The organism is Butyrivibrio sp. MC2021, assembly GCF_000621605.1.
Classification (GTDB): domain Bacteria; phylum Bacillota; class Clostridia; order Lachnospirales; family Lachnospiraceae; genus Butyrivibrio.
Genome location: NZ_JHXX01000007.1, coordinates 1 through 24,422, shown reverse-complemented (window position 1 = coordinate 24,422; position 24,422 = coordinate 1). Strand labels below are relative to the sequence as shown.

Below are 24,422 nucleotides of genomic sequence, written 5' to 3'. Positions count from 1 at the left end.
AATGATAAGATAGTGTTATAACTTTTTAGCTGATAATAAATAGAAAGTTGGTTTTCAGTAATGGCAGATGAAGCAATCAAAAATTTAAACGAAAATGCTGAGGGCGACAACACACCTTCCAGACATTTCATAGAGCAGGCAATTGACAAGGACCTGGCAGAGGGCGTTTACGATCACGTTCATACACGTTTCCCGCCGGAGCCCAACGGTTTTTTACATATCGGACATGCCAAGAGCATACTTCTCAACTACGGTATGGCCAAGGAATATAACGGCAAGTTCAACATGAGATTCGATGATACCAATCCTACCAAGGAGAAGCAGGAATTCATGGATTCCATCATCGAGGACGTGAAGTGGCTTGGAGCTGATTACGAGGACAGACTTTTCCATGCATCTGACTATTTCGATGAGATGTATGAGGACGCTGTAAAGCTCATCAAGAAGGGCAAGGCCTATGTTTCAGAACTCACCGCCGACGAGATGAGAGAGTACAGAGGAACCCTTACAGAGCCCGGAAAAGAGGACCCCAACAGAAACAGAAGCGTTGAAGAGAATCTGAAGCTCTTTGAGGATATGAAGAACGGCAAGTTTGAGGACGGCTCAGTTACTCTTCGTGCCAAGATAGATATGGCATCTCCCAACATCAACATGAGAGATCCTATCATTTACAGAGTGGCCCACATGACCCACGCCAGAACCGGGGACAAGTGGTGCATTTATCCCATGTACGATTTTGCTCATCCCATTGAGGATGCCATCGAGGGAATCACCCACTCCCTGTGTACACTGGAGTTCGAGGACCACAGACCTTTATACGACTGGGTAAAAAATGAGTGTGAGTACAAGAACCCTCCGCGTCAGATCGAGTTTGCCAAGCTCTATCTCAACAACGTGGTAACAGGTAAGAGATACATCAAGCGCCTTGTGGAGGACGGAATCGTAGACGGATGGGACGATCCCAGACTTGTGACCATCGCATCCCTCAGAAGACGCGGATTCACTCCCGAATCCATCAAGATGTTTGTTGATATGTGCGGTATCAGTAAGGCCAACTCCACAGCGGAGTATGCAATGCTGGAATACTGCATCAGAGAGGATCTCAAGCTCAAGGCAAAGAGAATGCTGGCTATCCTTGATCCGGTGAAGCTTATCATCGACAACTATCCGGAGGGAGAGACAGAGTACCTTGAGATTGAGAACAATAAGGAAGTTCCTGAGATGGGAACAAGAAAGATCCCCTTCGGAAAAGAGCTTTGGATCGAGAGAGAAGACTTTATGGAGGAACCTCCAAAGAAGTATTTCCGCCTTTTCCCCGGCAACGAAGTAAGACTTATGAATGCTTACTTTGTGACCTGTAACAGCTTTGTTAAGGATGAGAATGGACTGGTTACCGAGATCCATTGCACCTATGATCCCCAGACCAAGGGCGGCGACAGCCCTGACGGAAGAAAGGTCAAGGGAACAATTCACTGGGTAGCTGCCAAAGAGGCGGTGACTGCAGAGGTTCGCCTGTACGAGAACATCATCGACGAAGAGAAGGGTGTTTACAACGAGGACGGATCCCTGAACCTTAATCCGAATTCGATCACTGTAATAAAAGAGGCTAAGCTTGAGCCTGAACTTGGTAAGGCGCTGGCTTATGATAAATTCCAGTTTGTAAGAAACGGATTCTTCTGTGTGGACAGCAAGGATTCCAAACCTGGAGCACCTGTATTTAACAGGATAGTGTCACTTAAGAGTTCTTTTGTATTACCTAAAAACTGATTAGCTTAAGAAAAGAGGTAGGTTATGGGTATTTTTTCAGGACTTGAAAAACTTGGACTTGGGGGCATCGGCAAGGGGGAGCTTTTTGAGGATCCTAAGAAAAAACAGGCTGCAGTTAAAAAGGAAGAGGCTCCTGTTAAGAAATTGTCTCTGGTAAATGAAGAGGATTATCTTTTTGATAAAAAATACAAATGTCCTATCTGCGAAGTCGATTTTGAGGTGAAGACCGTCAGAACAGGTAAGGTCAGGATGAAGAATGTGGATATTGACTTAAGGCCTGACTATGACGAGCTGGATCAGAACAAGTATGATGTTATCGCTTGCCCCGAGTGCGGCTATGCTGCTCTCGGAAGGTATTTCACCACGGTGAACAAATACCAGATCGATGACATCAGAAATAAGATCAGCATGAACTACAAGAAGTTAGAGCATGACGGCCCCACCTACGACTATGAATATGCCAGAAGCCTGTATCAGCTGGCCCTTGCCAATGCGGTGGTAAAAAAGGCCAAGAACAGTGAGAAGGCATATATCTGTCTTAAGACAGCCTGGGTAATCAGAGGAGAGACTCAGCGCCTTGACCCTTCCGAGGATGGCTATGAGCAGAAGAAGGCAGCCAATGATGCTGAGGAGAAAGAGCTTCTGAATAACGCTCTGGAAGGCTTTATCATGGCAAGGCAGTCCGAGGAATTTCCTATTGCAGGCATGGATTCCACCACTCTTGACTACCTGATGGCAGCCCTGGCCGTTGAAACGGATCAGGATGATATCGCCAGCAAGATGATCGGAGAGATCCTGGTTTCCCGTGTGGCCAATTCCAGAATCAAAGACAAGGCCCGTCTTCTGAAGGAGAAGCTGGCTGAAAAGAATCAGTAATCAGACAAATAAGCATAAAAAAAGCGGCAGGTCCTAGGATCTGCCGCTTATCTTATGCTCATTATTGCTCGTCATCGAAGAATTCTTCGGACTCGTCAGGCTCTTCGCTGTCTTTCTTCTCTTCAGCGGGAGCTTCCTTGGTCTCTGCCTCGGAATCTTTTTCCTCTTCACCGGATGTGATGTCTACATACTTTCTTGTTCCGAATTTAAAATCTGAAGTGGTATCGATGTCATCATCCTCGAAATCGTCGAAGTCATCGAAATCGTCATCATCAAACCCCTCAGCAATACGCTCATCTCTCTTGGTCAGGTAGTAATAGATACCTGCAAAAGCTGCTCCAACCGCAGCACAGAATAAAAGGAATTTCGCAAAGCCGCTTTTCTTAGACATAATGAACCCTCCTCAATTAAAAACACTAAAATAATTTTAATACAATTCAGATATAAATGAAAGAGATTTTTTCAGTGTTCATGAGGGTTAATCTTCGGTCCACTGGTCTTTTTTGATGCCCCAGATCAGGTTACGCCACTGTTCAAGCTGCTCTGTGGTCATGAATCCGTTGGAAGTTCCCATGTAGCCTATCTTGTAGGATGCAAACAAAAGGGCATTCTTAATGGCATTTACGCTGTCCCCGGTCTCCATGTAGTAATGGAGGAAGCAGGCAAAGAGAGCATTTCCGGCACCGATGGTATTTACAACCTCGTTGGTCTTGACGGTCTTGTAATGAACCCTGACGTCCTTGGTCTTATCAAAGAGGATAAGGCCTTCGCTTCCCTGTCCCAGAATAATGATCTCTGTTCCGTAGGTATTGGCCATACGGTCTATGAAAGCGTAGGGGTCTTCATGAAGAGTATCGTCACTGAAGTAGAGAACCTTGGCGGGTTCCAGGAAATCAGTGTTGTACTTTTCCTTCTCAGGTTTGTAGCTTCTGATGTTAACAGCTATGGGCTTTTTGTGCTCCACTGCGGCCTTGGCGAAGGGACGGCAGAAGTTGGCATTGGCCAGGACCATCATATCGCAGCTTTCTGCAATGGGAGCCACCATGGACATGTCATATACATTTTCTCGAAGGTCTTTGATGTCCTCGAAAATCTGCTGTTTTCTGTCCTTGTCATAGAGAACAACTTCAGTCGGAGTTTCCTTCATCTGGGGAATAATGTATTCAGTTGAAAGAGTAATCTTTCTGTCATGAGGATTGATGATACCAAGATCCTGATTTCTGCCCACTATGGACATAAATGTAACCTCGTCCCCAAGCCATTTAAGAGCCAGGGACTCATTGTAAGCATCACCGCCCACAGCGGTAAAAATAGAGTCGTTTACACTGGTCAGCGGAGCATAGCTTACCGGGATCTTGTCAACACGGACAATGGTCTCGATCTGTGTAACGCCTGCAACTAAGAACTTACTCATGTCAGCCTCCTTATTTCATAAATGCCTATGAAAGATTACTGAAGTTCCTTTTCAAAGGACATGCGTTTTATCATTTCTATATATTCCTCTGCTTCCTCAAGAAACAGGTCGGATCTGAAGTTTTCACCCTTTACATGCTTAAGGAGAATACCGTCTATGGTGTGATCCAGGATCACGCCAACCTTGGAGTAATCGATCCCGGGAGCAAAGCCTGTGATATCGGCTCTGTCCTTCAGGGCCACCATAAGCCTGTTGTATTTTTCCCTTCTCTCAGAGATTTCCTGCAGGGCCTCGGGATGGGTCTCCTCATTGGCTTTACTCAGGAAAATAAACACGTAAGGGTACTGTGACATGGCAGCTGCCCTGGCGGCGGTGATCTGAGAATAGAGTTCAAAGTATCTGTCCTCATTTTTCTCCACGTTCTGTGTCAGCTCCAGAGTCACAAATCTTGTGGCATAGTCGTACAGGAAGGAATAAAGACCTATCTTGCTGGAAAAATAATGAAAAAGCAGCCCCTTGCTGATGCCGGCATGCTTGACGATCTCGTCGGTGCTGGCATGGTAATAGCCGTACTGACCAAATACGTATAGAGCGGCATTTATCATACGGTCCTGCTTTTCTTTTTTTAGTTCAAAAAATTTCTCATTCATAATTCGGTTCCTGTTCTTTTATGCTGTTGACCATGTTAGTCTAGTTTAAATATATCACGGAAACTGCGATACTTCAAACGATTTACCGTTTTTTAACAATTTTTAATACCTTTTTAACCGTTAAATGGAGCTTGAAAAGCAAACGAAAAACTGATACCATGGATTTATGGAAACGTTACCGGGAACGTGCAAAATTTCCGGAGATTTTTAAGGAAAGGGGTAATTATGGCAAAGAAGGGTAATAGGGCTTGTGGAGTGCTGATGCCAATCTTTTCACTTCCATCAGCATATGGAATCGGCACTTTTTCAAAGGAGGCTTATGAATTTGTTGACTTTCTTAAGGAGGCCGGCCAGAGCTACTGGCAGATACTGCCGCTGGGCCAGACAAGTTACGGGGATTCTCCGTATCAGTCATTTTCTACTTTTGCAGGAAACCCATATTTTATAGATATAGAGACTCTTATAGAGGAGGGATTTCTGTCCCGTGAGGATGCCGACAAATGTGATTTTGGTGGCTCCGAGGAATATATTGATTATGAAAAAATGTACAGAGCGCGCTTTAAGCTTCTTATGAAGGCCTACGACAATAGGGATAAGGCCAAGAATGCAGCGGCTCTTAAGAAGGACTTCGAAGCCTTCAAGAAGAATAAGGATAACGACTGGCTTTCAGACTATGCGCTTTTCATGGCACTGAAGAATGCCTACGACGGAAGGGCATGGAACACTTGGGAAGAGGGCGTGAGACTTCGTAAGAGCGCTGCGATTAAGGAGGCTGCCCAAAAGTATGCCAAGGAAGTGGATTTCTATTGCTTCCTGCAGTTCCTGTTCTCACAGCAGTGGTCCAAACTTAAAAGCTATGCCAATGATAAGGGTATCGATATAATCGGTGACATTCCTATCTACGTTGCCTTTGACAGCGCAGATACCTGGGCCAATCCGGAGCTCTTTTTACTGGATAAAAAGAACACTCCCATTGATGTGGCAGGATGTCCTCCGGATGCCTTCAGTGCCACAGGTCAGCTCTGGGGTAACCCGCTGTACCGTTGGGATTATCACAAGAAGACAGGCTACAAGTGGTGGATGAAGAGAATCGCTCAGTGCTACAGGCTTTATGACGTAGTCAGGATCGATCACTTCAGAGGCTTTGATGAGTATTATGCAATTCCTTACGGCAATGCCACGGCTGAGATCGGCGAGTGGCGCAAGGGCCCCGGAATCGATCTTTTCAACACCATGAAAAAGGAACTGGGAGAAAAGAGAGTCATCGCTGAGGATCTGGGCTTCCTTACTCCTTCTGTTATCAAGCTTGTGCAGAAGACCGGCTTCCCCGGCATGAAGATCCTGCAGTTTGCCTTTGATTCCAGGGAGGAGAGCGACTACCTTCCTCACAACTACACCAAGAACTGCATTGTTTACACCGGAACCCACGACAACGATACCACAAGAGGCTGGTTTGACAAGCTTCCCAGAAATGACAAGAAATTTGCCAAGGAATATCTCGGGATCCACTATGCCAAGGATGCGGTATGGGAGTGCATCAGATCCGCTTTTGCCAGTGTTTCCGATACGGCCATCATTCCTATGCAGGACTATCTGGAGCTTCCCGGCTATGCCCGCATCAATACCCCTTCCACTCTGGGAGGCAACTGGGTATGGAGAATGAAGAAGGATGCTCTGACAAAAGAGCTTTGCCAGAAGATGCATGATTATGCTAGAATATACGGCAGATTGCAGTAAAGTGAGAGTACAGCTATGGCAGAGATAACGATAGTTGAAATCGCCAAGAGATGCGGTGTTGGTGTCAGCACCGTATCCAGGGCTATCAATAATCATTCGGATATAAATCCGGAGACCAAGAAAAAGATCATGGAGGTCATCAGGGAGACCGGCTATATTCCCAACAACAGCGCCAGGAACCTTAAGAGAACCGATGCCAAGTGCATTGCGGTGCTGGTGAAGGGAATAACCAACCCCTTTTTCGCGCCCATGATCGAGGTGGTGGAGTCTGAGACAGAGAAGAGAGGCTATGCTCTGGTGCTTCGTCACGTAGAGGCCTATGAGGATGAGGTGGATGTTGCTCTTGAGCTTGAAAAAGAGAAGAGACTTCGCGGAATCATCTTTATGGGAGGCAGTACCAAGCACTCCTCTGCCAAGGTTAAACAGCTGAACGTCCCTGTGGTTTTTGCCACCATAGGCTCGGATATCTCCGATAACCTTAACAGGAACGCCTATTCCACGGTGTCTGTGGATGATGCCTTTGAGAGCAAAAAGATCGTTGAGTATCTTATAGGTCTCGGCCACAGGAAGATCGCCATTATGGCTGAGGGCAGCGATACTCCCTCCATCGTAAGACTTCGTCTCGAGGGCTATCTTCAGGCTCTCAAGGAGAATAATATCGAGATCAATAACAAGCTTATCAGAAACGTTGATAAGAGAATCTATACCCTGCAGAACGGCTATGACACCACCAAGGCTCTTATAGAGTCCGGCGAAGAATTCACCGCCCTGTACTGCGTATCCGACGTTCTTGCCATCGGTGCCCTCAGGGCCTTTGCAGATGCGGGACTTAGGGTTCCCGAGGATGTGAGCCTGGCAGGCTTTGACGGACAGGAGCTGGCAGCCTATTCAGTGCCTAGGCTTACCACCATCCGACAGCCCATGGGAGATATCTCCAAGGAGACCATGAAGCTTCTTTTCGAGATCATAGATGGGGAGAGCCGTCATAAGCATATTGTATTTCCCGGTGAGCTTATCGAAGGAGAATCCACCAGGAAGCTTTGATGATTATTTATACTAATTTAAGTAAATATTTATTCGCATTTATGACTATATACAAATGATGAAGCTATAATAGAATCGAGGATAGTGTAGGAAGATTCTATGAATAATAAGCTTCTTTCAATGAAAAAGATCATAAATAAGATTCGCTTTAGAAACGTACTACCGTTTATCGTGTGGCCACTATTATTTTTGGTGGCCTTTTTTATAATGTATAACAGATTTGTGAAGCTCTATGTGGATAACATTGAGTACATATCTGATAATACTTCTTTTGAAGTGGCGGATACCTTTGACGTCTATCTGTCACAGATCGACAATACTCTTAAGAGTTCTGTGGCTGCTATCGAGTATATGATCTCCGAAAACGAGTCGGACGAGCATATTCTGCAGTATATCACTTACCAGTCGGAAAAGCTGGGAATCGTTTCCTCCACCGGATCCAGAGGAATATTCGGTGTGTTCAGAGGAAGGTTTCTCCACGGCCTTGGCTGGAATCCCGAAAACTATGACCCAACCGAACGAATATGGTACAAGGAAGCTGTGGGAAATAAAGGACAGTATGTTTTTGTGGGACCATATTTTAACAAAAGAACAGATGAATATGTTGTTACTGTAGTCAAGCTTTTGGAGGATGGAGAGAGCGTTATCGCCTTTGCCATTGACTATGAGACCTTTAAGGGCATGACCACCAGCATTGTGCAGTCCGATGAAAATCATATGGTCCTGGCCATGAACGCAGATGGCGTGGTCCTTGCCAATTCCAACAATGATGAAATTGGAGAGGACTATGCTTCTTCACAGGATCCTTTTAAAAGAGGAATATATGAAGCTATACAGCATAATCAGGGAAAGAGCACCTTTGAGCTGAAGGGCGGAGAAGGCCTTAAGGGAAGCTATATTATCTCAAGAAGGCATGTATTATATGACCTTTATGTGGTCACAGTCACGGATGAGGATGCGCTTCTTTCGGAGCTTAGAAGGTCTGCATTCCTCTTTGGAAGCATTCTTTTCCTGGGAATGACTATAATTCTTATTCTGAATCTTATCGCTCTGAAAAAGAGCCTGAAAGCCAGACAGAGAACCGAGAATCTTAAGTCGATCGCCAACATTTATGTGACCATGCTCAGAATTGATATGGAAAATGACAGCTGTCAGATCATCTCCTGTGCCGATTACAAGGCGGCAAAGATAATCGGAAACGGCGACAGAAGTGCTTTTGCCTTGATGAAAGAACTGGTAAGCCAGATGGTGGAGGGAAGATCCAGGGATGAAATTATGGAATTTGTGGATCTTGGAACCCTGAACGAGAGAATGCACGGAAGAGATACCATCACCGTGGAGTTTTTGAGCTATGAGCATATCTGGCACAGAGCCCGTTTTATAGTGGTGGACAAGGATTCCAGGGGAAATATCAGGGATGTGATCTTTGCCACCGAGATCATCGATGATGAAAAGCGCGCCAGAGACAGATTCCAGTACCTGGCTGAGACGGATCAGCTGACAGGAATCAATAACAGAGGCAGCGGCGAGAGCAAGATAAGGGATCTGCTTCTTAAGAATGTGGGCGGAATGTTCATTTTGTTTGACGTGGATAAGTTTAAGTATATAAACGACCACTTCGGACATGATGTGGGAGATCAGGTGCTTATGGCCATCGGCGAGAAGATGAGACATTCCTTCAGAGAAAAGGATATCGTACTGCGCCTTGGCGGGGACGAGTTTGCCGCCTACATGCCCAGCGTATTTACCGAGGCCGGAGGAAATCAGATCCTGGACAGATTTATACACAGCATCCATAAGATGGACATTGAGGCTCTGGGAGACTATGAGGTCAATGTCAGTGTCGGTGCGGCCTTTTACTATCCTACAGATACCTTCAAATTCGAGGAGCTCTACAGGAGGGCAGATGCCTGCACCTATGAGAGTAAGAAGACAACCGGTTCAATAGTTACCTTCTATAAGAGAAAAGACAGCGAGTACATAGAGGGAGAATAAGGACGGTCTTAGTTTATTTTCCTTACCACAGCAATGATATTGAATATCCTTTCGCTGGTGAGGCTAAGGCATATCAGGGTGATGCCCAGAAGGCAGATCTGAGGCGGAGTGACTCCCATCAGAAACATCAGCACTACCTGAACAAGGGATGCCATTATAAGAAAAAAGAACTTACAAAGCTTTAAAAACAAAATCATTTGATCATCTCCTTACATTTTCTGTTTCATCCTCTTGATACGAATGATAATTTCCCCGTGGCAAAATGTTTTATTATAAAAATTTCAATTGACTTCATTCCTTCAAAAGTTCTTGCATTTATCCTGCTTTCATAGGATAATACGAGTGCATTGTATCCGGGATGACCCGGAATGATAGCAAAGGAGGAAAAGAATATGAGTAACACCAATGCCGCAGCAGCTAGCGGAGAACTTGGCGCGCAGCTCAACGAGAGAAGCGTGACCAAAGTGCAGGACATGACAGTCCTTGCATTCTTTACTGCAATCATTTTACTTATGAGCTACACACCACTTGGGCTCATCGACCTGCCACTTATCAAGGCAACAATCCTGCATGTACCGGTTATCATCGGTGCCGTGATCCTCGGACCTAAGAGAGGCGCATTCCTTGGCTTCGTATTCGGTTTCGTATCACTTATCAAAAACAGCATGGCACCCAGCCTTCTGTCATTTGCTTTCACACCCCTTGTTCCTGTTCCGGGCACAGGCCACGGCAGCCCATGGGCAGTTGTGATCGCTATTGTTCCCAGAATGCTTATCGGAGTTACATCTTATTATGTTTACGCAGGCATCAGAAAGCTTGCAGCAGGCAAGTTTAACTTCGCAGTTAAGACTCTTGCCCTTACAATTTCAGGTGTCGTTGGAGCTCTTACCAACACAGCTCTTGTTATGGGACTTATCTTTGTACTTTTCAAAGAGGCCTTTGCAACAGCCAAGGACATCCCTGTTGATGCTGTAAGAGACGTTATCCTTGGAATCGTAGCAGCTAACGGAATTCCTGAAGCGATCTGCGCTGCAGTTATCGTTCCCCTTGTAGTTACAGCTCTTCTTAAGGTGGATATGGTTCGCAAAATGGCGAAATAATCGGAAAAAATATGATACTGACATTTGATACAGGTAATACCAACGTGGCAGTTTGCGGTGTTCTTGATGGTAAGATACTGTTTAAGAAGGCTTTCGAAACGAAGCTTTTTACTGCCGGGGAAGGCTATCTGCCTGCACTAAAAGATATTTTTGAAAAGAATAATATAACAGCTGAAAATATATCGGGCACAATCATCTCATCGGTTGTGCCCGATGCTGATAATAGATTAAAAGAGGATGTTTATGCCCTGACCGGCAAATATCCCCTTATGGCGAAAGCTTCCATGAAAACGGGAGTTCCCGTTAAGGGCTATGACGAGAAGGGCCTCGGGATAGACAGGCTTGTGGACTGTGTTGCCGCTTCAAGGTACTATGGCAACCCCGTCATTGTCTATGATCTGGGCTCAGCCACCACCATGTCCGTTGTGGACAGGGAGGGCTTTTTCGTCGGAGGCAGCATTTCCGCAGGAGTTCAGCTTTCACTGGATGTGCTTGGGGAAAAGTGCGCAAGGCTTCCCGCTCTGATTGCCAGAGACCATCAGGGAGAAGTAAAAGAAGTTATCGGAAAAGATACAGTCAGCTGTATGACAGGGGGAGCCATCATCGCTGCCGCAGCCATGATAGACGGCATGAGTCTTAGGGCTTCCGGAGAGCTTGGATACCCCGATTCAGAGGTAAGGCTGGTTCTTACCGGCGGAAATGCAGCCCTTGTCTATCCGCACCTTTTATATAAAAATGTAATATATGACCCGGATCTGCTACACAAGGGTCTTGCACTGATATACGATCTAAACAGAGAATAATCCGGAGGGAAAAACATGCTTAAGGGAAAACATATACTTCTTGGAATTTCAGGGGGAATTGCAGCCTACAAGGCAGCAGGACTGGCATCCGCCCTGGTGAAACAGCACGCTGATGTGCATGTTGTAATGACTGAGAACGCCACCAAGCTCATTTCACCGGTGGTATTTGACTCTCTTACGGGAAATAAGACAAGTATTGATACCTTTGACAGAAACTATGAGCACAAGGTGGAGCATATTGCTCTTGCGACTCTGGCGGATCTGGTAATAGTGGCTCCTGCCACAGCCAATGTCATCGCCAAGTTTGCAGGCGGCCTTGCGGACGACATGCTGACAACCACGGTCCTTGCCTGCAGATGCCCCAAGATCTGTGCTCCTGCCATGAATACCGGCATGTATGACAATCCGGTGACTCAGGACAATATTGAGAAACTGAGACACTACGGCTGGGAAATAGTTGAACCCGCCGATGGCTATCTTGCCTGCGGAACTTCAGGAAAGGGCAGGATGCCTGAGCCGGAACAGCTCCTGGAGGTATGCCTTCATGCTCTCAGACACGAGAGGGACATGGAGGGCTTAAATGTCCTTGTTACCGCAGGACCCACCAGAGAAGCCCTGGATCCTGTGCGCTTCCTGACCAATCATTCCACCGGAAAAATGGGCTATGAGGTTGCCAAGGCAGCTGCCGCCAGAGGAGCGAAGGTTACTCTGGTTTCAGGCCCTGTTGAGCTTATGCCCCCTTCCTATGTGGAACTGGTAAATGTGGTAAGCGCAAAGGATATGTTTGATGAGGTTACGGGAAGGGCCGATGAGCAGGACATTATCATCAAGGCTGCAGCCGTGGCCGATTATCGCCCCGCCAAGGTGGCCGGAGACAAGATAAAGAAGTCATCCTCCGATGATGACCTTACTCTGGAACTTGAGCGCACCGACGATATTCTGGCATATCTTGGACAGCACAAAAAGAAAGGCCAGATCCTGTGCGGTTTTTCCATGGAGACCAGGGACCTTCTGGAGAACTCCAGAAAGAAGCTTGAGAAGAAAAATCTGGATATGATAGCTGCCAACTCCCTTACCATGGAGGGTGCAGGCTTTGGTGTATCCACCAACGTGCTGACCCTTATAACAAAAGACGGGGAGGATGCTTTGCCTCTTATGTCTAAAGCAGAGGCGGCAGACAGACTACTTGATAAGATAATGGAAATAAGATAAAAATTCAGGCCGGGTGTAACACCCGGCCTGTTGTCATTCAGTGGTTATATACAATCTTTGCTGCCATATCCTTGGCTGCTTCAGCACCCTGGAAGTGCTCGATGATGGCCAGTCCGAAGGGGATCGCTGTTCCCATGCCCCGGCTGGTTATAAAGTTGCCGTCCTTGGTTGTTTCTGTGGTCTGCACTTCTGCCCCTGTGAGCTTTCCTTCGCAGCCCGGGTAGCAGCAGGCTTTTTTACCTGAAAGAAGTCCCATGCCGCCGTAAACTGTGGGAGCTGCGCAGATGGCTGCCAGCATCTTGCCTGCAGCATTGAATTCTTCTATGTGCTTTTTCAAGGGAGCACAGTTATCAAGATTGGTGGTTCCCGGCATTCCTCCGGGAAGGATGATCATATCCGTAGCCCCAAAATCTATTTCATCTATCAGTGCATCAGCCTCCACTGTGATCTTGTGGGAGCCTGTCACATTTTTCCTTCCCATTATGGAAGCTGTGGTGATCTCGATGCCTGCTCTTCGAAGAAGGTCCACTACTGTAAGGGCCTCGATCTCTTCAAAGCCGTCCGCCAAAAATATTGCTGTTTTTGCCATATCCGATTCCTCCTTGTGCTTAAACTAAAAACATTATATGATGACAAAGACCTATAGGTCAAAAACCTATTTTTTCTAAAAAGGAAGGTGCATTATGGGAGTAGAAATAGAGAAGAAATTCACGGTAAAAAGATTGCCTGCGGATCTGGAGAAGTACCCTTTTCATGAGATCGAGCAGGGCTATCTTAATGTTCATCCCGCCATCAGGGTTCGCAGGCAGGATGATATTTACTATATGACATACAAGTCATCCAAGGCCAGTGAGAACACAGACAACATCGGACAGACAGAGTACAACATGCCCCTGGATCAGGCTTCCTATGAGCACCTTGCTGCCAAAGCTGACGGCAATGTCATCAGGAAAACAAGATATCTTATTCCGATAAATAAGGACGCTTATTCCGCTGATTTCATCATTGCCAATCCCGAGCTTAATGATATGTTATTAGAAGGAAAAATCATAATTGAGCTGGATGTATTCAAGGCTCCCTTCGAAGGAAGAATTGTGGCAGAGGTGGAATTCCCTTCAGAGGAGGCAGCCAAAGCATATCATCCCGCCGATTGGTTTGACTGCGATGTCACTTCCGATCCCAAATACAGGAACTCCTATATGAGCACCGAAGTATTTGAATGAAGTGGCAGCTATTTATATTTCGGAGGAACAGGAAAATGTCAGGAAACAAAAAAAGTATTTTTTACAGCATTCGCACCAAGCTCAGTCTTGTGATGCTGGCAGGAGCCATCATTCCACTTCTGGTGGCGGTGACTGTCAGCTATAATTTTGCCACGGAAAAGGCCACTAAGGATGCGATAGATTCCCTGCAGTGGCAGGCAAAGTACATGCAGTCGGAGTTTGAAGGCGTTGTAAATGACAACTTAAGAACAATTCAGGCTGTGGCATCCGCACCTTCAACCATCCATTATATGCAGGAGCCCGAAAACCAGACCTATATTGATGAAGAGCTGGCTTTTCTGGCTTCCATTGATGAGAACCTTTACGATGGCAGCACCACTGTGATCACCGGGGCAGATGGCATGCAGCTTCTTGCTAATAAGGACAGACTCAATGATGTAAGCGACAGAGAGTATTTCGTGCAGGCCATGAGTGGAAAGACCTATGTGTCTGACGTAATGATATCCAGGTCCACAGGCAACAGACTCATAACCTTTTCCACACCTATTTATATTGGGGGCAATGTGGTGGGCATTGTTCAGAGAAACTACGATTTGAACAATTTCCATCTGATTCTTGCACAGGAGGCTGAAGGTGCATTCCTGGTGGACAGAAAGGGCTATGTAGTAGCCAGTTCAATGTTTGCCATCACTCCTGATGATGAGATTGACATGAGCGGCTGTGAGTTCATGGTTTCCGGAAAAAACGAGGGCGTTTATGCTGAGGGTCTTAAAAATAACAAGACTGTAGTGTGCTATGTGAAATCCGACATGACCGGTTTTACCATTTGCTCCTTTAACAACAGCAAGGCAATTACCGCAGCTGCCAGACAGTCATCTGCCATTATTTTGATATATGGCGCAGTTATGGCACTCTTCACAGCATTTTTGGCATTCCTTATGGCTAAGAGCTTCACTAATCCCATTACCGCCATAAGCAGAGCCTTCTCTGAAATGGCCGGCGGTTATATGGCTAAGATAGACAAGTACAGTGACAGAAAAGATGAATTCGGACAGATGATCAACGATTCCAATGCGGTTCTGGACAGACTGGGCAGCATTTTTGAAAGCATTAAGAATTCTGCTGAAGAGGTTGAAAGAAACGCGGATGAGATTTCTGATATGGCACAGCGTATATCCGATAACGCAAATGAGTTACCTGCCGAAACAGTTAAAGAGGTAGAAGCCCTTGCGGACAACGCTGAGAGCCTTAGGGTAATTTCTCAGGAACTGGGAAATCAGACCCGGTTTTTCAAAAAATAGTGGAAATTCCATTTTTATTATGATATAATTGCAAACGATTGTGCCTAAAAATAGGCAAAAAAGTGTATATTATTATTCATTTAGGAGGAATTATACAGTAATGAGCGTAACAGTAGAGAAGCTTGAGAACAGCATGGCTAAGCTTAAAATCGAAGTATCTGCCGAGCAGCTTGAGAAGGCACTTCAGAAGGCCTATGAGAAGAATAAGAACAAGATTCAGCTCAAGGGATTCCGTAAGGGTAAGGCTCCCCGTAAGATGATCGAGAAGATTTACGGCAAGGAGATCTTCTACGAGGATGCAGCTAATGAGCTTATCGAGGAAGAGTATCCCAAGGCAGCAACAGAGTGTGGAGAGGATATTGTTTCTTCACCTAAGATCGATGTTGAGCAGCTTGAGGCAGGTAAGGACTTCATCTTCACAGCTGAAGTAGCACTTAAGCCTCCGGTTAAGCTTGGAAAATATAAGGGAATCGAAGTAGAGAAGATGGACCTCGATGTAACAGACGAAGAGGTTGATGCTGAGATCGACAAGCAGAGAAATACCAACGCAAGAACTGTTGATGTAACAGACAGAGCAGTTGAGATGAACGATATCGTAACCCTTGATTTCGAGGGATTTGTTGACGGTGTTGCATTCCAGGGCGGTAAGGGAACAGATTATCCTCTTACAATTGGTTCAGGTGCATTCATTCCCGGATTCGAGGAGCAGCTCGTTGGCTTTGAGATCGGCAAGGAAGGCGACGTTAACGTTACTTTCCCTGAGGAGTATCAGGCAGAGGAGCTTGCAGGTAAGGACGCTACTTTCAAGTGCACAGTTAAGGCTATCAAGGCTAAGGAGCTTCCTGAGCTCAATGATGAGTTCGCAAGCGATGTTTCAGAGTTCGATACCCTCGCTGAGTACAAAGAGGATGTAAAGAAGAAACTTGCTGAGAAGAAGGAAAACGAAGAGAAGGCTAAGAGAGAGGATTTCGTAGTTAAGGCTGTTATCGACGATTCCGAGATGGAGCTTCCTGAGGCTATGATCGAGACTCAGCAGAGACAGATCGTTAACGATTTTGCTCAGAGACTTCAGATGCAGGGCATGAACATGGATCAGTATCTCCAGTACACCGGCAGCAGCATCGACAAGATGCTTGAGCAGGTTAAGCCTCAGGCTATCGAGAGAATCCAGGCAAGACTTGTACTTGAAGAGGTTGCTAAGCAGGAGAACATCACTGTTAGCGATGAGGAGTTCGAGGATGAGCTTAAGAAGATGGCTGAGCAGTACAAGATGGAGCTTGATAAGCTCAAAGAGCTTATGCCTGAGTCAGAGCTCAAGACTATGAGAGACGACATGGCAGTTCAGAAGGCTGCTGAGTTCCTTGTAGAGAACGTTAAGGAAGGCGCTAAGAAGGCAGCTAAGAAGACCACAACCAAGAAGGCAGCTGCTAAGGACGATGCAGAGGAGAAGCCTGCAAAGAAGACTGCTGCAAAGAAGACAACTGCTAAGAAGGCAGCTGACAGCGATGCAGAAGAGAAGCCTAAGAGAACAACAAGAAAGAAAAAGACAGAAGAGTAATTTCTGACATAAAAGAAAAGGCTGAGCACTTAGGTGCTCAGCCTTATTTTATTTGTTGTTATTCGAAAGAACTCTCGTAAGAATCATTTTCCTGGACGGAAACAGATTCTGCTGCGCTATCTGCGGTATCATCGAAGGCACTGGGCTGATCGGGAACCGGTGTAGGAAGAACCTGGCCCGGAACCGGTGCAGGATCGGGAGCGGGAACATCCGGGATCTCAGGAAGAGTAGGCTCATCTGTAGGATCCGGAACTACCGGCGGCTCGGGTTCAACAGGCGGTGCGGGAGGAGCAGGTGGAGCCGGAGGCTCAGGTGTTTCTTCACTTCCTCCTGTTCCGGGATCTTCGGAAGGAGTGGGATCCTCAGTAGGTGTAGGCTGCTCAGTGGGAGCAGGATCCGGACTGGTGGATCCGCCTGTAGGAGCTTCTGTATTCTCTCCGGGAGTGGTTGATGCTTCACCGGAATTTTCTTTTCCTGCCTCAGAGCTGGAGCCTGAGGATGCTGATTCGTTACTTCCTTCTGTAGCTGCTGCAACTTCTGTATCGCCGGAGTTGCCTTCAGAGGCAGCTTTCTTCTTTTTCTTCTTGTGAGGCTTGGAAGCAGGGGCAGAAGGTGTGCTTGCCTGGCTAGGTGGTGTATAAGCCGATGAGGATGCCGAATCACTGGTCTGGCTGTCATCGGAGGTTGAAGGAACGGGCGGCGGTGTCACAGGCTGCTTCTTAATTGTACTTGCTGCTGAAGAAGCGACTGTGCCGGAATTTGAAGCGGATCCGCCGGCGGGAGTAGATTCCTTGATCTTGCCTTCCTTCATGGCCTTGAACTGGCCTGTGCTTATGCCTGAGCCCTTGGCTGAGGCTCTGTCTTCTTTGTCAGATTTGAGAAGTGAAATATTAAGTGTGGTATCGCTTCCTGCCAGGCTCTTTTCAACCTGCTTGGAGAGCTTTTCCTGACGTCCGTCACTCTCTGAAACCACGTCAATAATGATCTCGTTACTGTCTTCGCTCAGATAATCATTGGCTCTGAGCACTTCCACCGTCATATCAATGGCATCTCCGATGGAATTATACTTTACACCCTGATGCGTCAGGGTTTCGATAATGGGCTGGGCCTCTTCGTTCAGGGCCTCAACCTTTATTACCTTGTCCAAACGGTTCAAAGTATATTCAATGGAGGGAGTAGCATCCAGTGTAACATAGGAACAGGCAACGGCTGTCTCGTAATAACCAACGCTGGTTACCAGGACGGCTGCGGCTGCCAGACCCGAAAGAATCGGAAGGGACTTCTTTAGCATCGCCATGTTGGACTCTTCGGTAATAAAGTCTGATGCTTTTACCTCAATGGTCTCTCCAACACTGTAATTCCCTCTGATCTTTCGGAAGGTTCCGTCTTCACACAGGACTACGCATATTCTCTTTTTTCCTTCCATGACAACAGCTTTCATGTTGTAGTCCTCATACTTCCTTAACAAACTTCATATATTCCGTGAGAAGTGGATAATCTCCGGAAATGATCTCGACTGCAGCAATGATATATCGCCTGTGACGATCCAAAATCTTCCTTGAGATATTGGTCTTGCAGGACAGGTCCTTCATCGGCAGTGTCTTGGTTCTTCTAAAGCTGCTCATAAGTTCAGGGTCGCCGATAAGTGTGTTGATAGCCTGGGCGCAGGCCGTTCTGGTCTTCTGGGCTGTGGGAGAACACTCCACCAGATCTGAAAATCCAAAACCGTAGGTCTCGAGAATCTGGGAAAGGGCGTCTATCTCGTCCTTGACAGTTACGCTGCTCTGGACTGAGTAATTGCTCTCTGCTGAAAGAGACGCTGTTTTCTCCTTGAGCTCAAAGGCGAGGGGATTGTCTTCATCCTCATTGAGTTCGCCTTCCATCATGTAGGGCTCAACACTTATCTCTGCTCTGTGCCGGTATTCCTTCTCCATGTGATCTAAGAGCCTTCTCTTTATGACTATCTGGGCAAAGCTTGAGAAAGCCCCCTTCGTCTCATCAAAGGAGCGGACCGCTTCGTGAAATGCACTTAGAGCGACAGCATATTCATCATCGCTGTCAGACACATACTTATGAACAGATTTATAAGCACACTGCTTAATAAATTTACTGTTGTTTTTAATGAAAGCATTCAGCCTTTCGGAATCCTCGCGGACAGCCAGGGCTTCCGAACCAAATACGTCTTCTTTCATTAAAATTCTCCTGTGTCATGTTATATTAATTCGATTATAACTTATCTAAAAGTGGGGTACGGAGAAATAAAAATAAATAAAAATAAACATTTTATAAAACCAAAAATGAACCCCCATTTTTTATTTTTGACCTCCGAATTCTTTTAATATCCGAACAAGAGATTCGGTTTTAACATGACCGCAGCATCAGTTATTACTTGATTGATGATGTTAGAGGCGGATAGCATTCACTGGAATGAAAGCCGCCCGGAGGCACCAACAGGCGACGGTTCCATAGCCGCCCTGATGCAAAATATAAGTCGTATCCCGGGATGGCCAGCATCCCGGCAAGCGACAAAAATTGTCGTCCGAAAGCCCCAACCTTTTTAGGGAAGTCACGGAAGAATAGCCCTTGGGTTTGCTACAGGAGCTGCCTTTTTAACTGACAAAATGATCCACGTCCCAGGTCGTTTGAGATCAGAAAAAAGACAGAGGCCAAAAGTATTTTTTACATGCTGGGTAAAAGATATGGCGAGCTAAAAGGATTGGAGCATGACGGATCAAAGTTGAGGCTTTTTAGGGCGAACAACCACTATAGGCAGTTGGCAAAAGCAGAGGAAATACAATTGAATATTGAGAAAACCAGTTGATGGTGTTAAAGTGAAATTTCTATAAATTCCTCAAAAGGCTTTAAAAAAAGCCCAACTAGCCGTATAATATAGTGTGGTTGTATATAGTTTTTCGAAAGTAAAGACTATATACCACCGCACTATTTTTTGTTTAAGGAGTGAAAGAGATGAGTTTAATTCCATATGTCATTGAACAGACCAGCCGTGGAGAAAGATCTTATGACATCTACTCCAGACTTTTAAAAGAGAGAATTGTATTTTTGGGAGAGGAAGTTAATGCTACTTCCGCAAGTATTGTAGTTGCTCAGTTGCTTTTCCTTGAGGCAGAGGATCCTAACAAGGATATTCATATGTACATCAACAGCCCCGGAGGCGAGATCACTTCCGGAATGGCTATTTACGATACAATGCACTACATCAAATGTGATGTAAGCACAATCTGTATCGGTATGGCTGCCAGCATGGGTGCATTCCTTCTTGCAGGCGGTGCCAAGGGCAAGCGTATGGCTCTTCCAAATGCAGAGGTTATGATCCACCAGCCTCTTGGCGGAACCCAGGGACAGGCTACAGAGATCGAGATCGCAGCTAAGCACATCCTTCGTACCAAGGAGAAACTCAACAGAATGCTGGCTGAGAACACCGGTAAGCCTTATGAGCAGATCGCAGCCGACACAGAGCGTGACAACTGGATGAGCGCTCAGGAAGCTCTTGATTATGGTCTTATTGATTCCATCATCGAGAATCGTCCCAGTGAAAAAGATAATAAGTAATTTAGATTAGGAGATGTGATGGCAGGTAAGAATTCAGGAGAGATCAGGTGCTCTTTTTGCAATAAGACACAGGATCAGGTAAAAAAGTTGATAGCAGGACCCGCAGGTGTGTATATCTGCGACGAGTGCGTTGATATCTGTGCCGATATCATTGAAGAAGAGTTTGAGGATGAACCCGTATCCGGCAAGGACCAGCAGATCAATCTGCTCAAGCCCGTGGAGATCAGGAATTTCCTTGATGAGTATGTTATCGGACAGGAGGAAGCCAAGAAGGTTTTGGCTGTTTCTGTTTATAATCATTACAAGCGTGTTCTTGCACCCAAGACAGATGACAAGAACGACGTAGAACTGCAGAAGAGTAACATTATCATGATCGGACCCACAGGTTCAGGTAAGACTTACCTGGCACAGACCCTGGCCAAGATCATCAATGTACCTTTTGCCATAGCCGATGCCACAACACTTACAGAGGCCGGCTATGTAGGTGAGGACGTTGAGAATATCCTTTTGAAGCTGATTCAGAATGCGGATTACGATATTGACAGAGCTCAGTACGGAATCGTGTATATCGACGAGATCGACAAGATCACCAAGAAGAGTGAGAATGTTTCAATAACAAGAGATGTATCAGGTGAGGGTGTTCAGCAGGCACTTCTTAAGATCGTGGAAGGCACTGTTGCATCAGTTCCTCCTCAGGGCGGAAGAAAGCATCCCCATCAGGAGCTTATCCAGATCGATACCAGCAATATTCTCTTTATCTGCGGCGGTGCCTTCGACGGACTTGATAAGATCGTAGAGGCAAGACTTGACCGCAATTCCATCGGTTTCAACGCTGAGATCGCTGATAAGTCAGAGCGTGAGATCGGTGAGGTTCTCAAGGAGGTTACACCTCAGGACCTTGTTAAGTTTGGACTTATCCCTGAGTTTGTAGGACGTGTGCCTATCACAGTAACTCTTGAGGGACTTTCCAAGGAGGCTCTTGTAAGGATCCTCACAGAGCCCAGAAATGCTCTGGTTAAGCAGTATCAGAAGCTCTTTGACTTCGATGATGTCAAGCTTACCTTTGAGGATGAGGCTGTTCAGAGAATCGCTGAGATGGCTTACGAGAGAGAGACAGGAGCAAGAGGTCTTCGTTCTATCATGGAGAAGTCCATGATGGATGTTATGTATGAGATCCCTTCAGACGACACCATCACAGAGTGCGTCATCACTGATGCATCTGTAGACGGAACAAGCCAGCCCCTTATCGTTCACAAGGATTCCAAGAGGCTTAAACCGGCTAAATAAATTTAACATAAGGACGCTGCCACAAAGGCCCTTTGTGGCGGCGTTTTTTAAGGTAACAAGGAGAAGTTATGGTAATTAAGAATGTAAATTTGGAGACGGTCTGCGGAATAACCAGTACACTGCCTGAGAATGAGCATCCTGAGTTTGCTTTTGCGGGAAAGAGTAATGTGGGCAAGAGTTCTCTTATCAACGGCCTTATGAACCGCAAGAACTACGCAAGGACATCCCAGGAGCCGGGTAAGACCCAGACCATCAACTATTACAACATCAATGATGAGTTTTATCTGGTGGACCTTCCGGGATACGGCTTTGCCCGGGTTTCCCAGAAGACCAAGGAACAGTGGGGCAGGATGATCGAGAATTATCTTCACACCTCCAGGCAGCTCATGAGAGTATTTCTTTTGATAGATATAAGACATGAGCCCTCCGCCAATGATGTTCAGATGTATCAGTGGGTTGTTCATCAGGGCTTCCAGCCTGTGATCATCGCCACCAAGGCTGACAAGATCAAGAAATCCCAGCATGAGAAGCACCTGAATATGCTCAGGAGCGGGCTTGGACTTCCGGATGATGTCAGGATTTTCCCCTACTCAGCTCTTAGCAAAGAGGGCAGACAGGAAATCTATGATTTCATGGATGAGCTTTTGGCAGAGGCAGCAGGAGAGACTGCAGAATAAACAGTTTGTGGAGGGATGTTTGTATGGAAACAGCTAAAAAATTCAGACTGCACAATATGGCACAGGCACTTATCATGATAGGCATCGGCCTTCTTCTTGTGCTGTGGCCGGGAGCCAGTCTTGATATCATGGCCAAGGCATTGGCAGCACTGCTTATTCTTGTGGGAGCGATTTTCATCATCGCCTATTTCTTCCGCAAGGATAAAGGTTTTGTGGTTTATGGGGAATTTGGTTTAGGTATTGTTTTGGCGGCGGTAGGCGTTTGGATCTTCTTTAATTCCAGAGGCTTTACTAACTTTATTCCCAAGCTTTTCGGTGTATTTATCGTAGTAAGTGGCCTTGGCAATCTGGGCCAGACCTTTACACTTATCAAGAAAAAGGCCAAGACCTGGTGGCTTTCTTTTATCATTGCCATTGTAACTGTATTCCTGGGAGGCTTCCTTCTCTATAAGCCCGCAGATGCCAGTGTTATCACAGTTACTCTTATCGGTGCTTTTCTTATTGTGGACGGTGTTACCAATCTTCTTACCTGGATCATGGTTATCATTGCAACACTTCAGAAGCAGAAGGATGAAGAGGCCCTGGTTTCTGAGGCAGTGGTTGTGGAAGATTCAGATGATGACGCCGAGAGTGTTGATGGGGAAGTAGTTACAGATATCGTTGAAACGGAAGATAAGGAATGAATTTTATACCTTTAAACGTATCGCTTGATGAGGCCTGTCTGCAGGAATTCGTCAGGCGATATCATTTTAATGACACAGACAAAAAAGAAATAATAAGGCTTTACAGACAGCTCTCCCCCAGAGTCCATGCGGAGTTCCACTATGTTTTGGAGGGGGACGGGGCTGTGGTTGTCATGACCCTTGGAACTGCCTTTGATGAGCTTCAGGACAGCTTTATCCAAAAGGGTGATATCAACAGAGCCTATATGGTGGACTGCCTTGGCCTGGAGATAATGTCCCTGGCCTATGACAAGATTGATGAAAAGCTCCATGAGCTCACGGGGAAATATGCAGGAGGCTATGTCTTTACGGGAGTGGAGGAGCTTCCTCTTTCAGAGACTCCAAGGCTTATGGCTCTTCTTGGACAGAAGGTTGTAACCTACAATGAGGCATACGTTCTTTTACCCAAAAAGAGCGTGCTCTTTACGGTGCCATTGTATGATGAGAAGATCGAAAAGCATGATAAGTGCGCCTATTGCAGTGCGGTGAGTTGTCAGCTGAGGAAGGCTGAGTATATCGGCGGCACCGGCAGGAAGAAAGAGGTAGAGGCTTCCGATGAAAGGGCAGACAGTAAGTCAGAAGCTGTTCCCGGCCTGATCCATTTATACACCGGAGAAGGCAAGGGCAAGACCACTGCAGCCATTGGGCTATCTGTAAGAGCTGCTGGAGCAGGCAAAAGAGTTGTTTTTGCCCAGTTTATGAAGGGCAGGGATACCTCAGAGCTGAACATCCTCAGGCAGATTCCCGGAATCAAGGTGGTAAGAAGCGATAAGGAACTGGGATGGTTCAAAAAGGGAGATCCGGATTCCATAGCCGCTTTTACTGAGGTTCACAATGCTCTTCTGGACGAGATAGAAAGCTATGTTTACGGTGGAGACTGTGACCTGCTCGTTCTTGATGAGGTGACCTATCCTGTTAACTACGGCATCATCGATACAGACCGCATCGAGAGGCTGTTGAATTCCAAGCCAGCCTATATGGAACTGGTTCTCACCGGCCGAAATGCCCCGGAGCTTTTTACCGAGAAAGCAGACTACATTACGGAGATGCGCAAGGAAAAGCACCCCTATGACCAGGGAATTCAGGCCAGAAGAGGAATAGAATACTAGAGTGTATAATAAAAGGCTGGTTCTTTACTGAACCAGCCTCAGACTGTAGACAAAGTCCACGGCATCTGCCGTGGATTTTTCTTTATAAAAGTGCCGGAAACTCAGTATTTATCTGGGCTTGAGGCGCTTTTTCTGGTATAATAGAAGTATCAAAGTTGGGGATGGGGATTGCCTTTATGATGACTTCTAATACCGAAAGAAAACGCGAACAGATGCAGTTTGTGAGCATGGACGATCTGGTTCCACAGGACCACATGCTCAGGCTTATTGATAAAGCCATCGACTGGTCATTCATATATGATCTTGTTGAAAATAAGTATTCTTCAGACATGGGAAGACCCAGCATGGATCCTGTCACTCTCATTAAAATCCCTTTC

23 protein-coding genes and 1 pseudogene are annotated in these 24,422 nt (G+C 46.2%); 17 read left to right on the top strand and 7 right to left on the bottom strand.

The features are described 5' to 3' along the window. The first annotated feature begins 60 nt into the window (after positions 1-60). Together T359_RS0112775 and T359_RS0112770 are read left to right on the top strand one after the other, a co-directional pair. Entirely contained in the window at positions 61-1,767 is a 1,707-nt protein-coding gene (locus T359_RS0112775) for a glutamine--tRNA ligase/YqeY domain fusion protein (protein ID WP_051545374.1), read from the top strand. Between the two features lie 24 nt (positions 1,768-1,791). Beyond that, a complete protein-coding gene (locus T359_RS0112770) occupies positions 1,792-2,643 on the top strand; it encodes a DUF2225 domain-containing protein (protein WP_026517823.1) in 852 nt (283 codons plus the stop codon). 61 nt (positions 2,644-2,704) lie between these two features. Here the strand turns inward: T359_RS0112770 and T359_RS20325 are convergent, their stop codons facing one another. The 3 genes from T359_RS20325 to T359_RS20320 all read right to left on the bottom strand — a co-directional run bounded on the left by T359_RS20325 (position 2,705) and on the right by T359_RS20320 (position 4,707). Further along, positions 2,705-3,034, bottom strand: a complete 330-nt coding sequence (locus T359_RS20325) for a hypothetical protein (RefSeq protein WP_035784470.1) — start codon at positions 3,032-3,034, stop codon at positions 2,705-2,707. 87 nt (positions 3,035-3,121) lie between these two features. After that, a complete protein-coding gene (locus T359_RS0112760; RefSeq protein WP_026517822.1) occupies positions 3,122-4,057 on the bottom strand; it encodes a carbohydrate kinase family protein in 936 nt (311 codons plus the stop codon). A gap of 35 nt (positions 4,058-4,092) precedes the next feature. Continuing rightward, entirely contained in the window at positions 4,093-4,707 is a 615-nt protein-coding gene (locus T359_RS20320; RefSeq protein ID WP_051545372.1) for a TetR/AcrR family transcriptional regulator, read from the bottom strand. Between the two features lie 225 nt (positions 4,708-4,932). Here T359_RS20320 and malQ point away from each other — a divergent pair, with 225 nt between their 5' ends. The 3 genes from malQ to T359_RS21695 all read left to right on the top strand — a co-directional run bounded on the left by malQ (position 4,933) and on the right by T359_RS21695 (position 9,483). Further along, positions 4,933-6,444: a 4-alpha-glucanotransferase gene (malQ, locus tag T359_RS0112750; protein ID WP_035784468.1), complete on the top strand. Its 1,512-nt coding sequence runs from the start codon at positions 4,933-4,935 to the stop codon at positions 6,442-6,444. 15 nt (positions 6,445-6,459) lie between these two features. Then, positions 6,460-7,488, top strand: coding sequence for a LacI family DNA-binding transcriptional regulator (locus T359_RS0112745; RefSeq protein ID WP_026517820.1), 1,029 nt, complete (start codon positions 6,460-6,462; stop codon positions 7,486-7,488). Between the two features lie 207 nt (positions 7,489-7,695). Then, a complete protein-coding gene (locus T359_RS21695; RefSeq protein WP_051545370.1) occupies positions 7,696-9,483 on the top strand; it encodes a sensor domain-containing diguanylate cyclase in 1,788 nt (595 codons plus the stop codon). An 8-nt stretch (positions 9,484-9,491) separates the two neighbouring features. On the opposite strand, the gene T359_RS0112735 is transcribed toward T359_RS21695, so the two are convergent. After that, positions 9,492-9,680 carry a hypothetical protein gene (locus tag T359_RS0112735; RefSeq protein WP_026517819.1) on the bottom strand — a complete coding sequence of 63 codons (189 nt, stop codon included), beginning with the start codon at positions 9,678-9,680 and terminating at the stop codon, positions 9,492-9,494. Between the two features lie 195 nt (positions 9,681-9,875). Between T359_RS0112735 and T359_RS0112730 the strand changes: the two genes are divergently transcribed. Genes T359_RS0112730 through coaBC form a run of 3 tightly spaced genes read left to right on the top strand, consistent with a single transcriptional unit; the run spans position 9,876 to position 12,598 of the window. Continuing rightward, complete coding sequence (locus tag T359_RS0112730) at positions 9,876-10,583, top strand: ECF transporter S component (protein WP_081795574.1); 708 nt, start codon at positions 9,876-9,878, stop codon at positions 10,581-10,583. Positions 10,584-10,594: 11 nt separating this feature from the next. Continuing rightward, positions 10,595-11,386 carry a type III pantothenate kinase gene (locus tag T359_RS20310; RefSeq protein WP_051545368.1) on the top strand — a complete coding sequence of 264 codons (792 nt, stop codon included), beginning with the start codon at positions 10,595-10,597 and terminating at the stop codon, positions 11,384-11,386. A gap of 15 nt (positions 11,387-11,401) precedes the next feature. After that, entirely contained in the window at positions 11,402-12,598 is a 1,197-nt protein-coding gene (gene coaBC, locus T359_RS0112720) for a bifunctional phosphopantothenoylcysteine decarboxylase/phosphopantothenate--cysteine ligase CoaBC (RefSeq protein WP_026517817.1), read from the top strand. A 37-nt stretch (positions 12,599-12,635) separates the two neighbouring features. On the opposite strand, the gene T359_RS0112715 is transcribed toward coaBC, so the two are convergent. Further along, positions 12,636-13,187: a DJ-1 family glyoxalase III gene (locus T359_RS0112715; protein ID WP_026517816.1), complete on the bottom strand. Its 552-nt coding sequence runs from the start codon at positions 13,185-13,187 to the stop codon at positions 12,636-12,638. Positions 13,188-13,281: 94 nt separating this feature from the next. Between T359_RS0112715 and T359_RS0112710 the strand changes: the two genes are divergently transcribed. From T359_RS0112710 to tig, 3 genes are all read left to right on the top strand, one after another. After that, complete coding sequence (locus T359_RS0112710; protein ID WP_035784466.1) at positions 13,282-13,821, top strand: CYTH domain-containing protein; 540 nt, start codon at positions 13,282-13,284, stop codon at positions 13,819-13,821. 35 nt (positions 13,822-13,856) lie between these two features. Then, complete coding sequence (locus tag T359_RS0112705; RefSeq protein WP_026517814.1) at positions 13,857-15,122, top strand: PDC sensor domain-containing protein; 1,266 nt, start codon at positions 13,857-13,859, stop codon at positions 15,120-15,122. A 100-nt stretch (positions 15,123-15,222) separates the two neighbouring features. Then, a complete protein-coding gene (gene tig, locus T359_RS0112700) occupies positions 15,223-16,680 on the top strand; it encodes a trigger factor (protein WP_026517813.1) in 1,458 nt (485 codons plus the stop codon). 58 nt (positions 16,681-16,738) lie between these two features. On the opposite strand, the gene T359_RS0112695 is transcribed toward tig, so the two are convergent. Together T359_RS0112695 and T359_RS0112690 are read right to left on the bottom strand one after the other, a co-directional pair. Further along, on the bottom strand, positions 16,739-18,121 hold the full coding sequence (locus T359_RS0112695; protein ID WP_026517812.1) for an anti-sigma factor domain-containing protein: 1,383 nt from the start codon (positions 18,119-18,121) through the stop codon (positions 16,739-16,741). A gap of 10 nt (positions 18,122-18,131) precedes the next feature. After that, positions 18,132-18,872: a sigma factor gene (locus T359_RS0112690; protein ID WP_026517811.1), complete on the bottom strand. Its 741-nt coding sequence runs from the start codon at positions 18,870-18,872 to the stop codon at positions 18,132-18,134. Between the two features lie 775 nt (positions 18,873-19,647). Between T359_RS0112690 and clpP the strand changes: the two genes are divergently transcribed. From clpP to T359_RS20305, 6 genes and pseudogenes are all read left to right on the top strand, one after another. After that, positions 19,648-20,250 carry an ATP-dependent Clp endopeptidase proteolytic subunit ClpP gene (gene clpP, locus T359_RS0112680; RefSeq protein WP_022779183.1) on the top strand — a complete coding sequence of 201 codons (603 nt, stop codon included), beginning with the start codon at positions 19,648-19,650 and terminating at the stop codon, positions 20,248-20,250. Between the two features lie 18 nt (positions 20,251-20,268). Beyond that, positions 20,269-21,537, top strand: a complete 1,269-nt coding sequence (clpX, locus tag T359_RS0112675; protein ID WP_026517810.1) for an ATP-dependent Clp protease ATP-binding subunit ClpX — start codon at positions 20,269-20,271, stop codon at positions 21,535-21,537. A 68-nt stretch (positions 21,538-21,605) separates the two neighbouring features. Beyond that, a complete protein-coding gene (yihA, locus tag T359_RS0112670) occupies positions 21,606-22,214 on the top strand; it encodes a ribosome biogenesis GTP-binding protein YihA/YsxC (RefSeq protein ID WP_026517809.1) in 609 nt (202 codons plus the stop codon). Between the two features lie 23 nt (positions 22,215-22,237). Then, positions 22,238-22,897, top strand: a complete 660-nt coding sequence (locus T359_RS0112665) for an HdeD family acid-resistance protein (RefSeq protein WP_026517808.1) — start codon at positions 22,238-22,240, stop codon at positions 22,895-22,897. Beyond that, entirely contained in the window at positions 22,894-24,045 is a 1,152-nt protein-coding gene (locus tag T359_RS0112660) for a cob(I)yrinic acid a,c-diamide adenosyltransferase (protein WP_242839094.1), read from the top strand. The genes T359_RS0112665 and T359_RS0112660 overlap by 4 nt, the downstream gene beginning before the upstream one ends. Before the next feature lie 176 nt (positions 24,046-24,221). Further along, a pseudogene (locus T359_RS20305) lies at positions 24,222-24,422 on the top strand (IS5/IS1182 family transposase); the annotation flags it as partial.

Bases quoted from the DNA above. Each gene is read 5' to 3' on its own strand.
- malQ (WP_035784468.1), top strand. From the start codon at position 4,933: ATGGCAAAGAAGGGTAATAGGGCTTGTGGAGTGCTGATGCCAATCTTT.
- T359_RS20310 (WP_051545368.1), top strand. From the start codon at position 10,595: ATGATACTGACATTTGATACAGGTAATACCAACGTGGCAGTTTGCGGT.
- T359_RS0112705 (WP_026517814.1), top strand. From the start codon at position 13,857: ATGTCAGGAAACAAAAAAAGTATTTTTTACAGCATTCGCACCAAGCTC.
- T359_RS0112775 (WP_051545374.1), top strand. From the start codon at position 61: ATGGCAGATGAAGCAATCAAAAATTTAAACGAAAATGCTGAGGGCGAC.
- clpX (WP_026517810.1), top strand. From the start codon at position 20,269: ATGGCAGGTAAGAATTCAGGAGAGATCAGGTGCTCTTTTTGCAATAAG.
- T359_RS0112745 (WP_026517820.1), top strand. From the start codon at position 6,460: ATGGCAGAGATAACGATAGTTGAAATCGCCAAGAGATGCGGTGTTGGT.
- T359_RS0112710 (WP_035784466.1), top strand. From the start codon at position 13,282: ATGGGAGTAGAAATAGAGAAGAAATTCACGGTAAAAAGATTGCCTGCG.
- coaBC (WP_026517817.1), top strand. From the start codon at position 11,402: ATGCTTAAGGGAAAACATATACTTCTTGGAATTTCAGGGGGAATTGCA.
- T359_RS0112730 (WP_081795574.1), top strand. From the start codon at position 9,876: ATGAGTAACACCAATGCCGCAGCAGCTAGCGGAGAACTTGGCGCGCAG.
- T359_RS0112760 (WP_026517822.1), bottom strand. From the start codon at position 4,057: ATGAGTAAGTTCTTAGTTGCAGGCGTTACACAGATCGAGACCATTGTC.
- T359_RS0112715 (WP_026517816.1), bottom strand. From the start codon at position 13,187: ATGGCAAAAACAGCAATATTTTTGGCGGACGGCTTTGAAGAGATCGAG.
- T359_RS0112735 (WP_026517819.1), bottom strand. From the start codon at position 9,680: ATGATTTTGTTTTTAAAGCTTTGTAAGTTCTTTTTTCTTATAATGGCA.
- T359_RS0112690 (WP_026517811.1), bottom strand. From the start codon at position 18,872: ATGAAAGAAGACGTATTTGGTTCGGAAGCCCTGGCTGTCCGCGAGGAT.
- T359_RS20325 (WP_035784470.1), bottom strand. From the start codon at position 3,034: ATGTCTAAGAAAAGCGGCTTTGCGAAATTCCTTTTATTCTGTGCTGCG.
- clpP (WP_022779183.1), top strand. From the start codon at position 19,648: ATGAGTTTAATTCCATATGTCATTGAACAGACCAGCCGTGGAGAAAGA.
- T359_RS0112770 (WP_026517823.1), top strand. From the start codon at position 1,792: ATGGGTATTTTTTCAGGACTTGAAAAACTTGGACTTGGGGGCATCGGC.
- T359_RS0112660 (WP_242839094.1), top strand. From the start codon at position 22,894: ATGAATTTTATACCTTTAAACGTATCGCTTGATGAGGCCTGTCTGCAG.
- yihA (WP_026517809.1), top strand. From the start codon at position 21,606: ATGGTAATTAAGAATGTAAATTTGGAGACGGTCTGCGGAATAACCAGT.
- T359_RS20320 (WP_051545372.1), bottom strand. From the start codon at position 4,707: ATGAATGAGAAATTTTTTGAACTAAAAAAAGAAAAGCAGGACCGTATG.
- T359_RS0112695 (WP_026517812.1), bottom strand. From the start codon at position 18,121: ATGAAAGCTGTTGTCATGGAAGGAAAAAAGAGAATATGCGTAGTCCTG.
- tig (WP_026517813.1), top strand. From the start codon at position 15,223: ATGAGCGTAACAGTAGAGAAGCTTGAGAACAGCATGGCTAAGCTTAAA.
- T359_RS21695 (WP_051545370.1), top strand. From the start codon at position 7,696: ATGTATAACAGATTTGTGAAGCTCTATGTGGATAACATTGAGTACATA.
- T359_RS0112665 (WP_026517808.1), top strand. From the start codon at position 22,238: ATGGAAACAGCTAAAAAATTCAGACTGCACAATATGGCACAGGCACTT.